The organism is Streptomyces sp. NPDC001787, assembly GCF_040297465.1.
Taxonomy (GTDB): Bacteria; Actinomycetota; Actinomycetes; order Streptomycetales; family Streptomycetaceae; genus Streptomyces.
Genome location: NZ_JBEOZE010000042.1, coordinates 59254 through 71329, shown reverse-complemented (window position 1 = coordinate 71329; position 12076 = coordinate 59254). Strand labels below are relative to the sequence as shown.

Annotated in this window: 11 protein-coding genes; 8 read left to right on the top strand and 3 right to left on the bottom strand. The window is 73.9% G+C overall.

The genetic code is table 11. The features are described from left to right. Positions 1 to 325 precede the first annotated feature (325 nt). The 4 genes from ABT170_RS36590 to ABT170_RS36575 all read left to right on the top strand — a co-directional run bounded on the left by ABT170_RS36590 (position 326) and on the right by ABT170_RS36575 (position 4905). Complete coding sequence (locus ABT170_RS36590) at positions 326 to 1066, top strand: class I SAM-dependent methyltransferase (RefSeq protein ID WP_351874786.1); 741 nt, start codon at positions 326 to 328, stop codon at positions 1064 to 1066. Beyond that, a complete protein-coding gene (locus ABT170_RS36585) occupies positions 1063 to 2193 on the top strand; it encodes a pyridoxal-phosphate dependent enzyme (protein ID WP_502970621.1) in 1131 nt (376 codons plus the stop codon). Before ABT170_RS36590 ends, ABT170_RS36585 begins: the two co-directional genes overlap by 4 nt. Beyond that, a complete protein-coding gene (locus ABT170_RS36580) occupies positions 2190 to 3464 on the top strand; it encodes an argininosuccinate lyase (RefSeq protein ID WP_351874783.1) in 1275 nt (424 codons plus the stop codon). The genes ABT170_RS36585 and ABT170_RS36580 overlap by 4 nt, the downstream gene beginning before the upstream one ends. Before the next feature lie 67 nt (positions 3465 to 3531). After that, on the top strand, positions 3532 to 4905 hold the full coding sequence (locus ABT170_RS36575) for an MFS transporter (protein ID WP_502970620.1): 1374 nt from the start codon (positions 3532 to 3534) through the stop codon (positions 4903 to 4905). Here the strand turns inward: ABT170_RS36575 and ABT170_RS36570 are convergent. Continuing rightward, positions 4897 to 5634, bottom strand: coding sequence for a sigma-70 family RNA polymerase sigma factor (locus tag ABT170_RS36570; protein ID WP_443034244.1), 738 nt, complete (start codon positions 5632 to 5634; stop codon positions 4897 to 4899). The two genes, ABT170_RS36575 and ABT170_RS36570, sit on opposite strands and share 9 nt — an antisense overlap. Positions 5635 to 5830: 196 nt before the next feature. Further along, positions 5831 to 6514, bottom strand: coding sequence for a hypothetical protein (locus ABT170_RS36565; protein WP_329941639.1), 684 nt, complete (start codon positions 6512 to 6514; stop codon positions 5831 to 5833). 221 nt (positions 6515 to 6735) lie between these two features. Between ABT170_RS36565 and ABT170_RS36560 the strand changes: the two genes are divergently transcribed. From ABT170_RS36560 to lnt, 4 genes are all read left to right on the top strand, one after another. Then, the gene (locus ABT170_RS36560) at positions 6736 to 7743 is read left to right on the top strand and encodes a ferric reductase-like transmembrane domain-containing protein (RefSeq protein WP_351874780.1); all 1008 of its coding nucleotides are present in this window, start codon (positions 6736 to 6738) and stop codon (positions 7741 to 7743) included. Between the two features lie 199 nt (positions 7744 to 7942). Beyond that, positions 7943 to 8809 (top strand): universal stress protein, encoded by an 867-nt coding sequence (locus tag ABT170_RS36555; RefSeq protein WP_329941641.1) that lies wholly within the window; start codon positions 7943 to 7945, stop codon positions 8807 to 8809. A 98-nt stretch (positions 8810 to 8907) separates the two neighbouring features. Continuing rightward, the gene (locus tag ABT170_RS36550) at positions 8908 to 9408 is read left to right on the top strand and encodes a nuclear transport factor 2 family protein (RefSeq protein WP_329941642.1); all 501 of its coding nucleotides are present in this window, start codon (positions 8908 to 8910) and stop codon (positions 9406 to 9408) included. 154 nt (positions 9409 to 9562) lie between these two features. Next, a complete protein-coding gene (gene lnt, locus ABT170_RS36545) occupies positions 9563 to 11230 on the top strand; it encodes an apolipoprotein N-acyltransferase (RefSeq protein WP_351874775.1) in 1668 nt (555 codons plus the stop codon). Here the strand turns inward: lnt and ABT170_RS36540 are convergent. Continuing rightward, a complete protein-coding gene (locus ABT170_RS36540) occupies positions 11154 to 12059 on the bottom strand; it encodes a Gfo/Idh/MocA family protein (RefSeq protein WP_329941644.1) in 906 nt (301 codons plus the stop codon). The two genes, lnt and ABT170_RS36540, sit on opposite strands and share 77 nt — an antisense overlap. Between the last annotated feature and the right edge of the window lie 17 nt (positions 12060 to 12076).

Here is a 12076-nt window from a genome sequence, read left to right as displayed (position 1 = left end):
CATCAGCAACAACAACTTCGCCGACCAGGAAACCGGCAACACCTTCATCCCCGCGGAAGCCACCCACGTCAAAGTCCCCCCACACGCATGCAGCTGACGGCCGATCCGGGGCCGGGCGGACCCGCGCCCGACGGTCACGGCCCTCCGGACGCCGTGTCCCCGGCCGATTCCCCAGTGCGGCGGTGTCCGTCCGCCGGGCCATGACCCCGGGTGTCTCCGCCGCGGTCCCCGGGAACTCCCCGTACCTCTCCTCCGACTACTGGGAGGAACGCTCAGAGGTACGTGCGCAGTCAGGGCCCCCGGGCCCGGGAGGAGGCCGAGAGGCATGCACTGGTACGAGGACGACGCGCTCTGGGCGGATTTCGCGCCCACGATGTTCCCGCCCGCCCGCGCCGAGGCAGCCGCGGACCTGGTGGACTCCTCCCCTCTGCTGGACTTCGCGCCGGGCTCGCGGGTGCTCGATCTGTGCTGCGGCCCGGGGCTGTTCGTCGTCCCGCTGGCCCTGCGCGGATACGAGGTCACGGGTGTCGACCTCTCGCCCACGATGCTGGAACGGGCCGGCGGTGCCTGTGCGCGGGCGGGCGCCGAAGCGCGGCTGGAGCGGGCGGACATGCTCACCTACGCGGTGCCCGGCGCCTTCGACGTCGTACTGAACGTCTTCACCTCGTTCGGCTACTTCGACGATCCCGAGGACAACCTGCAGGTGCTCCGCAACGCGTACCGGAGCCTCGCCCCGGGCGGGCAGCTCCTGGTGGACATCATGGGCAAGGAGGTGCTGGCCGGCTGGATCGGGCGCCCGCAGGCCGTCGATCTGCCGGACGGTTCGTACGTGGTCCAGCGGGACGTCGTCCTCGACAGCTGGCGACGGCTGCGGACCGACTGGACGCTGGTGCGCGGCACCTCGGCGCGTACCGCCTCCCTGACGTCCTGGCTCTACAGCGCCGCCGAGCTGCACACGCTCTTCGAGGACGCGGGATTCACCGATGTGGAGTGCTTCGGCGGCTTCGACGGATCGGGCTACGACCACCGGTCCGCCCGCCTGATCGTCCGCGGGCGGCGCAAGTGAGGCCCCGCGCGGAGCCGGGCCCGCGTCCCGCCACCGCCGCTGCGCCGCTCCTCCTCCCCGCCCCCGTCCATGAGCACATCACCGACGCGGTCAGGGCACCGGACCTGATCCGGCTGGACGGCGATGTCGTGCTCGCCCGGTTCGAGACGATGAAGGTGTACGCGGCACTCGGCGCCGTCCGCTCGCTCCTGCGCCGCGGACGTGTCGTCCCGGGGCAGACACTGATCGACAGTTCGAGCGGGATCTACGCCCTGGCCCTCGCCATGGCCTGTCACCGCTACGGGCTGCGGTGCCACATCGTGGCGTCCACCACCGTCGACTCGGTGATGCGCGCCCAGCTGGAGGTCCTGGGCGCGACGGTCGACCAGATGCCCCCGTCGCAGAGCCTGCTGCTCGACCAGGAACGCCGTGTACGCCATGTGCGCCGGCTGCTCGCTGAGCGCCCCGACCTCCACTGGATGCGCCAGTACCACGACTCCGTCCACTACGAGGGGTACCGGGAGTTCGCCGACCTCATCACCGGGTCGCTGCCCGGGGGTCCGGTGACCGTCGTGGGCGCGGTGGGCACCGGAGCGTCCACCGGCGGGCTCGTCCAGGCGCTGCGCGAAACCGGGCGCCCGGTGCGGCTGGTCGGCATCCAGCCGTTCGGCAGCGTCACGTTCGGCAGCGAGGGGTTCAGCGACCCGGAGGCCATCATCGCGGGCATCGGCAGCTCCATCCCGTTCGAGAACGTCCGCCACGAGCTGTACGACACCGTCCACTGGCTGGACTTCCGGCACGCGATGGCCGGAGCGGTCGGCCTGCTGCGCCGGCACGCGGTCTTCGCCGGTCTGTCCACCGGTGCGGCGCACCTCGTCGCTTCGTGGGAGGCCGCCCGCGCCCCGGGGCGGCTGCATCTGGTCCTGGGTGCCGACACCGGACACCGCTACGCGGAGCGGGTCTTCGCCCGCCACCGCGAGGCGCTGGACATGTCCGCCCTGCGGCCCCGTCGCATCGAGTCCCTGGACGCGCTGCGTCCGCCGTGGTCGGTACTGGAGTGGGCGCGCCGCGCCGCACCCGTGCCCGCGTCCGGCGGCGGTGGCGCCGGGAACCCCGTCCCCGTACCGACCGTGGAGCTGCGGCCATGACCCTCGTCGCACTGGAGTCCCTGTCCTTCGGGCTCGGCCGGATGGCCGCCGCCGCCGCGGAGACCGGGCACCGTCTGTGCCTGCTCACGGGCGACCGGTCGGTGTACCGGCACGAGCTCGCCACGCTGCCGCCGGACGCGCTGACCGTCGTCGACGTCGAAACGAACGACCCGTCGGCGACGCGCCGCGCGCTGGCCGCCGTACCCGACGCGGCCGGGCTGATCAACACCACCGACACCTGGAGCGTGCAGGCCGCCGAACTCGCGGCCTCCTTCGGGCTGCCCGGCCCCGCCCCCGACGCGGTCCGGCTGCTGCGCGACAAGTCCCGGGTCCGCGCCCTGCTGCACGCGCGGGGGCTGAGCCGGAGCACGGCCGTGCGCATCAGCGCGGGACGGCCGGGGGCCGGGGAAGTGCTGCGCCGGGTGGGACTGCCCGCGGTGCTCAAGGACTCGGCGGGCACCTCGTCGCGCAATGTCTGGATCGTCCACGACGAGGAGTCGCTGCACCGGGCGCTGGAGGAGGCGGCCCAACAGCCTTTCATGGGCTCGCTGTTCGCCGAGGCGTTCCTCGCCGGGCCGTTGTACAGCGCGGAGACGCTGAGCTGGGAGGGCACCACCCGGCTGCTCGGTGTGCTCAGCCGCCAGACGTCCCGGGAACCTGCGGTACGGGAGGAGGCCGCCGCGTTTCCGGTGGCGCTGCCCGGGGACGACGGCTCCGAGGACGAACCCGGTGACGGGCACGGCGCCGGAGGCAACGGCAGCCGTCGCGGGATCGAACGCTGGGTGGGCCGGGTCCTGCACGCGGCCGGGCACCACCGGGGCTTCGCCCATGTGGAGTTCATCCTCACCGCGCACGGCCCGGAACTGGTCGAGATCAACCGCAGGATCGGCGGCGCCCTGGTGGGCGAGGTGCTGTGCCGCTCGCTGGGGACCAATGTGTACACGGCGATGATGGAGGAGGCGCTCGGCCGCCGGCCGCGCCTGATGGACACCCCGCTGGACCGTAACGGGCCGGCGTACGGCTTCGTCCTCGTCCACGCGGACCGCCCGGGAGTGCTCAAGGGCTGGCACGGTCTGGGTGAACTGGCCGCGTTCCCCGGCTCCGTGCAGTGGTATCCCACCCGGGAGCCCGGTGAGACCCTGGCCCATGTCACCGACCAGCGCGGCTGCACCGGCATCGTGCTGGCCGAGGCGGCCACCGCCGAGCTGGCACAGCACCGCGCCTGGAGCGCGGCCATCCGGGTGCGCCCGATCGTCGTCGGCGGGGCGTGAGCGTGCGGAGCACCGGCGGCGTGCGGGCGGTCGGCGGGCGAACGGCCGGCCGCGGGCGCGGGGGGCGGTGAACGGCCGGCGCGCGGGCGGGGCGGTGGACGGTGAACGCGCGCCCGGCCGACAGCGGTTCACCGCCCCCCAGGTGTTCCTGCTCGCCGGTTCCTTCCTGATCACGCTGGGCAGCTTCGCCGTCCTGCCGTACATGTCGGTGGTGCTGCACCAGCGGCTCGGGCTGGGTCTGGGCACGGTCGGCTCCGTGCTGGCCGTCGCCTCGCTGATCCAGTTCTCCGGGGGCATCGCCGCGGGGCCGGTGACCGCGCGGATCGGGCTGCGGGGGTCGATGCTGCTGGCGCTGGCGCTGCGTACCGCCGGGTTCGCGGCGTTCGTACCGGGGCTGACCAGTCCGGTCCTCGCGGTCGGGGCCCTGTTCCTGGTGTCGGCCGGGGCCGCGCTCTATCTGCCCGCCAACAAGGCGTACCTGGTGGACGGCGCCACCGAGGCGGGACGGCCCCGGCTGCTGTCGGCGAGCAGTTCGGCGTTCAACGCGGGCATGGCCCTGGGGCCGCCGCTCGCCGCACCGCTCGTGCTCGGCTCGCCCGCCGTGCTCTTCGCCTGCGTCACCGGACTGTTCGCGCTCGTGGGCGTCGGCCATGCGCTGCTGCCGCCGGGGAGGGGGACATGGGCGGGGGCCGCACCAGGGACGTCGGCACCGAAGCGGGAGCCGGCGCCGGCCACGGCGGACCGGCCGGACGGGAGTCCAAAGGACGGGTGCGGCGAGGGCGGGAGCACCGGGGACCGGAGCGCCGGGGCCCCCGGCGGCGACCGGCGGCGGCCTTCGCCCTTCGCGGTGACGGTCCTGAGCGTGTACGTGTTCATGTTCTTCCAGCACTACCTGGCGCTGTACGCGGTACCGCGTACCTCGGCGGGCTTCTACGGAGCCGTGCTGGCGGGCTACGCCGGCCTCCTGGTCGTCGTGCAGCCGCTGCTGTCCCGCCGGATCGCCGCCCTGACGTACCGGGGTGCGATGCGGCTGGGCTTCGGAGCCATGGCGGCGGGTGCTGCGGGCATCGGCCTGGGCGGTCACGTGGGCATCGGTGCGGGCAGCGCCCTGATGTGCCTGGGGGAGATCGTGCTCTTCCTGAAGAACGACCTGGAGGCCCTGACACGCTCCCCCGCCCCCGCGGCGGCGGTCTTCGGGCGCCAGCGGCTGGCGGCCGGGATCGGCGCGTTCGGCAGCGGGGTGGCCGGCGGGCTGTTGTACGGGGCGGCGGAGGCGGCCGGCTCCGCACGGGGCTTCTGGGCGGCGGTGTGTCTTCAGGGGCTGCTGCTGCCCCTGGTTCTCCTCGGCGGGCGGGCGGCACCCTCGTCCCGGGCCGCCCGCCACCCGGGCGTGGAACGGCCGCCGGGTGGACCCGGCAGACCGTTCCGTTCCTCACGCTGAGGGGACGGCTCCCAGGGTCCGACCCGGCGCGGGGCCGTACGGGTCCGCGGGGCTGTCGGTCCGCGCGGCGAGCTGCCGCCCGCCCGGCTCCGGTCCCCACACCTCCGCGAGATCCCGCCGGGCACGGGCCACCCGGGAGCGCACCGTACCGATGGGACATCCGGCGGCGGTGGCCGCCTCCTCGTAGCTGAGACCCAGGAGCTGGGTGAGTACGAAGGCCTGCCGCCGGGCGGGCTCCAGACTCCGCAACGCGTCGAACACCGCGACGGACTCGTCGAATCCGGGCAGGTGACGCGGCTGGGCACGCTCCACCGCGGCCTGCCAGTCGGCGGTGTCGGCGATCCGGGGACGGGCGGCGGCCGTGCGGTGGCGGTCGATGACGACGCGCCGCGCGATCGACAGCAGCCAGGTCCGGGCGCAGGAACGGCCCGCGAATCTCGCCAGTCCGGTCATGGCCCGCAGATAGGTCTCCTGGGCCAGGTCGTCGGCGCCCGGGACATCCGCGCTGAGATGGGCGACGAACCGTCGTACGTCGTCGTAGGTCGCCCGGACGAACCGCTCGGCGGCCTCCCGGTCGCCGCCTCCGGCGGCGAGGGCCCAGCCGGTGATCTGTAAGTCGTTCTGCCGGGCGGGGAACACCCGGGGCCGGGGCACCCGTACGGGGATCCGCGGTGCCGGGGCCGGCGGTGCGGAGGGCACCCGTGCGGGGGGCCCTTGGGCAGGGGACATCGGGGCAGGGGGCATCGCCATGGTTCCTTCGCGTCCTCGCGGAGCCGCGGCGTACCCGCGCGCGGCTCCTCGTCGCCGTCTCCCGGGGGCGGTGTCGCCCGTGGGACCCGGCATGCCTGTCGCGGGTGCCGCACCCGGTGTGGGCGCGCACCCGCGACCGCCCCGGGGCACAGCGGCCCGAGGGGGCGGGTGAAGGTCAGGGAGTGCGGACGCGCGGGGGTGGTCCCCGCAGGGAGAGCCCGTGCAGCGCGAGGAGGTCCTGGAGGCGGCGCCCCGGTCTGCGCCGGGGCCGCCACCGCGCCACGGGGGCCCGGTCCGCCTCGCGGGCCGACCAGAGCCGCCAGGCCGACCACAGCGGGGCGCAGACGAACAGGGCCAGGGAGCGGCCGAGTTGGACGAACGCGGCCTCACCGCTCCACAGCCACCAGCCGCAGAGCAGTCCGGCGATCACATGCGCCATGAGCATGCCTGCGCCGGACGGGGAGCCGTCGAGGACCGCCGCCGACGCCATCGCGTCCATGGGGGCCCCGGACATCGTCCCGTGCGCCGAATGGGTCATGGCTCCGGTGGAGGAACCGGAGCTCCCCCGGCCGCCCGCCCCCATGACACCCGGCAGACGGGGTTGCACGGAGGTGAAGAAGGTGTGCAGCGAGAGCTGGCCCACGGCGCTCGCCGCGACGGTCACGGGGGCGCTCCGCGCACGGCCCGCCGGCCACCAGCCGCCCGCGCACACCAGCAGGAAGGCGGACGCGAGGCCCAGCGGCGGCAGGGTTCCGCCGGACATGAGCGCGTGCCCGAGCCCGGACACGGCGACGCACACGACCGCGAACATCACGGTCCGTACGAGGCGGGGTGCGGGTCCGGCTCCCATGGCGGCCATCGTGCCAGCGTCACCTGCCCCCAGGAGAAGAGCAACAGATCACCGGATAGCCGCAGTTCATCCGATATCACGCGACACCCAGGGCAAGTGATCCATGTCACACACACTTCCGGGGAACTTTCACCCCCTCCTTCCCGACTGCTCCAACAACGCGTCTGCGCATGCCTCGTGGCCCGGGGCCACGCATCCGCCCCGCCAGCCGACGCCACCGATGAGGACGTATGACGAACCCGCCCGCCGCACCCGAACCGGCCGGGACCACCGCCCCCGCACATGTCCCCGCGCAGGCCGGCGACCCCGGCGACGCACCCGCACCCCGGCAGCCGCGGCCCACGCTCCGGTCCGATCTGCGCGCCTCCCTGCCCGACGGCCTCGTCGCCCTGGCCGTGACCGCGGCCGTCTTCGCCCTGCTCTACGTCCGGATCCGCGACAAGTCCTCCTCCACGGTCACCGTCATGCCGTTCATGGCCGACGCGGGCGGCTTCTGGATGTACTTCCTGAGCCAGGCGTTCGGCTGGTCCGCGCTGCTCTGGGCCTGGGGCACGGTCATCCTCGGCCTGCTGCTGTCCGGCTCCCGCCCGGGGCGCCTGCCGATGTCGGGCCCGCGCCTGGAACGCCTGCACCGCACGACGAGCCTCAACACCATCGCGCTCATCGCCGCCCACGCGCTGCTGTTCGCCGCGGAACTGGTCCGGCACGACACGGCGGCCTGGAACTCGGCCCTCGCCACCGCCCTCACGGAGGCCCTCGTCCCCGGCGGCTACGACTCGGGCACCGGCCGCGTCGCCATCCCCGTGGGGCAGGCGGCCCTCTATCTCGCGATACCGCTGGGCCTGCTCTTCTACGTGAGGCATCGCATCGGCGCCAGGACCTGGCGCGTCCTGCACCGCTGCGTGATCGTCGTCTATGTGCTGAGCGTGTGGCACACCCTGCTCTACGGGACGAACGTCTGGTACGACGGCTGGTTCCGCACCTGCGTGTGGCTCCTCCAACTGCCGATCGCGGCACTGCTGCTCCTGCGCCTCCTGCGGCCGGCCCGCCGCTCGGAGCGACTGCCCGCCCGGCCCGGCGACCGGTCCGGATCATGGGGGCGCTGGACCCTGCGCCTGGGCGGCCGGCTCGTCGTGGCCGGAATCCTGGTGGCCCTCGTCGCCGTCGTGGTCAGCGGCAACGACGGCGGCCGGTCCGTGCCGCCGGACGACACGTCCTCCACCCACAACCACGACTGACGCATCCCGCCGGGGCGCCGCGCGCCGGGCGGCCGTAGCGTAACGGAAGGACCCCGTTCCGGGACGTATGACCGCCAACCGGGACACACGGCGGACAAAAGGGGGGCTTCGGACCTGCGGTCAGGGCCGAAAGTCCCTCCCTTTCCGACCCCACGAGGACAAGGCTGGGACGTGCAGGCCCCGCACCCTGGAGGGAATCATGACCACCAACGAGCTTCCCGTGATCGCCGCCGTGGACGGTTCGCCGCACAGCTGGGACGCGCTCGACTGGGCCACCCACGAGGCCGTGCGGCGGCGTCTGCCGCTGACGATCGTGCATGTCCGGCCGCTCACCCGCCGGATCGGCCAGGAGGCTCAGCAGCGCGAGGCCGAGGAACTGCTCACCGAGTCGGTGCGCCGGACCAAGCTGATCGCCCCGGAGTTGCACCCGTCGACCCTCGCGCCGCTGGACTTCCCCTCGGCCGCGCTGGTCTCGCTCAGCGGCGACGCGTCGATGGTCGTCGTGGGTTCGCGCGGTCTCGGCGGATTCCGGTCGCTGATGATCGGCTCCAACAGCTTGGCGACCGCCTCGATGGCCCAGTGCCCCGTCGTCGTCATCCACAGCGGACGCGGGGACGAGGACGACGCGCAGGCCGCCGAAACCGTCTTCCCCGACATCGTCGCGGGGGTGGCCGCCGACGAGAGCAGCGAGGCGGTGCTGGACTTCGCCTTCGAGACGGCCGCCTCCCGGCCGGGCGCCCGGCTGCGCGTCGTGCACGGCTGGACGATGTTCTCCTCGATGCTGTCGGGCGGCCCCGTCTTCGACCGGGAGGCCGCGGCGGACTCGGCGGAACGGACCCTCGCCGAACTCACCGCGGGCCGGCAGGAGAAGTACCCGCAGGTGGAGGTCGTACGCGAACCGGTCAGCGGTTCCGCCTCACGCACCCTGGTGACCGCTTCGGCCACCGCGGCGCTGACCGTGATCGGACGGCGCAAGGGCGGCGAGTCGCTGGGGCTGGGGCTGTCGCCGGTGGCGCAGACGACCGTCACACACGCGCTGGGGCCGGTGGCCGTCGTCCCCTGCTGAGGCCGACGGGACGGTCCGTTGCCGTCCGCGCCGCTGCGGACGGCAACCGTCCGTGCGAGCCTCTTGGCCTCGCGCACGTCGTGACGGAGACTTGGCCGATGACACAGCGTGTGGCACTCGCGACCGTAATGGATCAGCTCGCCATCGATGCAGTGATCACTGGCTACGCGGTGGCCGTCGACGACGGCGCCTGGTCGGACTACGACGCCCTGTTCACCCCGGACGGCCGCGCCGACTACCGCGGCGCGGGCGGTGTGGAGGGGCCTGTCGCCGAGGTCGGACAGTGGCTTGCGGAGACGATGCGGCTCTTCTCCGTACGTCAGCATCTGATCGTCAACCGCCGGATCGACCTCCAGGACCTGGGCGGCTACCCGGGTGACCGTGCCGAGGTGCGGGCCGACTACCTCAACCCGATGCGGCTGGCCGGCCCAACGGCGGCCCCGGGCGCCGCCGGGAGCGGTGACACCGCGCCGGACTTCGTCTCCGGCGGCCGGTACAGCTTCGAACTGTCGCGTACGGAGCCGGGCTGGCGGATCCGCAGCGTCGTCGTCCACGAGAAGTGGCGGCGAACGCCGGGCCGCGGCCCGAACCCGGCCTGAGCCGTTCCGCGTCGTCGCGCCCCGGCCCCCTCCCCGGCGACGCGCCGCGGTCCGCTGCCGTGTCCCCTCCGGTTGGCCTCCCGCACACTGGGCACGAAAGAGGGTGTCCGGCGGAAGCGGACCGCTCACCCGGACAGGACGAGGAGGACACGGCATGCGGAAGCGGCGCGGGCACGTTCCGGCCGGCCGGGTCCCGGCCGACGGCCCCCCTGCCGCTCGGGCTCCCGGCCGTGCGCCCGCAGCCGCACGCGCACGGCTGCTGGCCTCACCCTGGGGTCGCGGCGCCGCCGCACTGCTCGCGGGCGCGCTGCCGGCCCTCGCGTTCCCCGCTCCGGGGCTCCTGTGGTTCGCCTGGGTCGCGCTGGTCCCCTGGCTGCTGCTGATCCGGTCGGCGGGGACGGCGCGCCGTGCGGCTCTGGACGCCTGGATCGGCGGCACCGGCTTCATGATCGCCGTGCATCACTGGCTGATGCCGAGCCTGCATGTGTTCATCGTGGTCCTGGCGGCGCTGCTGGGCCTGCTCTGGGCCCCGTGGGGGCTGCTGGTGGCCCGGCTGCTCGGCGGCCGTCCGTCCGCCGCGCGTTCGGTGGCCGCCGTCGTCCTCGTGCCGTCCGGCTGGCTGATGATCGAGCTGGTCCGCTCCTGGGAGGGCCTGGGCGGTCCCTGGGGGCTTCTCGGCGCCTCCCAGTGGGAGTTCGCGCCCGCGCTCCGGGTGGCGTCGGTGGGCGGCGTGTGGCTGGTGACCCTGCTGGTGCTGGCGGTCAACACGGGCGTCGCGCTGCTGCTCGTCGCGCCCGCCGCCCGTGCGGCCACCGGTCTCTCCCTCGTGGCGTGTGCCGTGGCCGTGGCGGCGATGTGGAGCTGGGCGCCGCGGCCGGAGCGCGTCGGGACGGCCCGGATCGCCGTCGTACAGCCGGGTGTCGTCGAGGGGCCGGGCAGCGTGCAGCGCCGCTTCGCGCGCGGCGAGGAGCTGACCCGTTCACTGGCCGGGCGCGATCTCGATCTCGTGGTGTGGGGCGAGAGCAGTGTCGGGGTGGATCCGCTGCGGAGCCCGGCGACCGCGGCGCGGCTCGCGGCGCTCTCGCGCCTGGTGGGCGCCGAGCTGCTGGTGAACGTGGACGCGCGGCAGACGGACGCGTCGGGCCGGACCGGGATCTTCAAGTCCGCCGTGCTGATCGGTCCCGGCGGGCCCACCGGGGACCGCTACGACAAGATGCGGCTGGTGCCGTTCGGCGAATATGTCCCCGCGCGTGCGGCGCTCGGCTGGGCGACCTCGGTCGGCAGGGCCGCGGGAGAGGACCGGCTGCGCGGCACCCGGCCGGTGGTGATGGCCCTGCCGGGCGAACAGGGGCCGCGGTTCGGGCCGCTCGTGTGCTTCGAGTCGGCGTTCCCGGACATGAGCCGACAGCTGACCCGGGACGGTGCGCGGCTGCTGATCGCCCAGTCGTCCACCTCCTCGTTCCAGCACAGCTGGGCGCCCGCACAGCACGCGTCGCTCGGGGCGCTCCGGGCCGCCGAGACCGGCCGCCCGATGGTGCACGCGACACTCACCGGAATCAGCGCGGTGTACGGGCCGCGGGGCGACCGGGTGGGCGCCCCGCTCGGCACCGGGACGAGCGGCGCCGCCGTGTTCGACGTACCGCTGGCCCGCGGCACCACGCTCTACGTCCGGCTCGGCGACTGGCCGGTGTACGGCGCGCTGGCGGCGCTCGCGGCCCTGTGCGCCGCCGAGGGGCTGCGGTTCCTCAGGAGGCCTGCTCCAGCGACTCCCGCACCACCCGTTCGCACAGCTCATGGGTCGCCAGGGCGTCCCGGGCGCTGAGGACCTTCCCCGCGCGGACGGCGTCCAGGAACGACAGCACGCTCTGCTCGATGCCGCGCTGCCGGGCGACCGGCACCCAGTCACCGCGCCGCCGCAGTGTGGGCTGCCCCTTGTGGTCGATGACATCGGCGAGGTTCACGACCTGTCGCTTGGTGTCCTGGCCGGAGACTTCGAGGATCTCCTCGGTCGATCCGCTGAGCCGGTTCATCAGGCCGATGGCGGTGAATCCGTCGCCGGACAGCTGGAGCACCACGTGGTGCATCAGCCCGTCGACGATCCGGGCGCGTACGGACGTGTGGTCCACGGGCCCCGGCACCAGGAAGCGCAGGGTGTCGACGACATGGATGAAGTCGTCCAGCACCAGGGTGCGCGGGTCCTCGGGCAGCCCGACCCTGTTCTTCTGCATCAGGATCAGTTCGCGGGGGTGATCGAGGCACTGCGCGTAACCGGGCGCGAGCCTGCGGTTGAACCCGACGGCGAGGCTGGTGCCCCGTCGCTCGGCCAGCTCCACCAGGCGCTCGGATTCGGCGAGTGCGTAGGCGAGCGGCTTGTCGACATAGGTGGGGACCCCGGCCTCCAGGAGGCGGCCGGCGATCTCCGGGTGCACCGAGGTCGGGGCGTGCACGAAGGCCGCGTCCAGATCCTGTGCGAGCAGCGAGTCGAGCGAGGTGTGACGCTGTGCGGCGGGGATCCGATGGGTCTCGGCGACCGCGTCGAGCGTGGCGGGCGTACGGGTCTGCAGATGCAGTTCGACCCCCGGCAGCATGGTCAGCACCGGCAGGTACGCCTTCTGCGCGATGTCGCCGAGCCCGATGCAACCGACCTTCACAAGGATCTCCCTATCGC